Consider the following 231-nt stretch of genomic DNA (forward strand, 5'->3'; position numbering starts at 1 on the left):
CGCTTGCTGCGGGGACGGCTTCATCGGTGATCGCGCTGCTTGCTGTGTTGCTGCTGCCGACCGCTACTGCTTCATATTTACTGTTCGTATCGGTGACACCACTGATCGTGGCGATCAGGGATTCGGAGCCTTCTTTCAAATAATCATCGGTGGCAGTGACTGTAAATGTCGTGCTGCTGCCGCCACTGACATTGACGCTCGCTGGCAATGCGCTGGTATCGACACCCGCTG

The 231-nt window shown here is 56.3% G+C and carries 1 protein-coding gene; it reads right to left on the reverse strand.

What is annotated here, in order from left to right:
- A partial coding sequence (locus tag ACO0KW_RS20525; RefSeq protein ID WP_423055197.1) for a hypothetical protein occupies window positions 1-231 on the reverse strand: 231 nt, incomplete at both ends.

Source organism: Undibacterium sp. Ji22W (assembly GCF_049340305.1).
Lineage (GTDB): Bacteria > Pseudomonadota > Gammaproteobacteria > Burkholderiales > Burkholderiaceae_D > Undibacterium.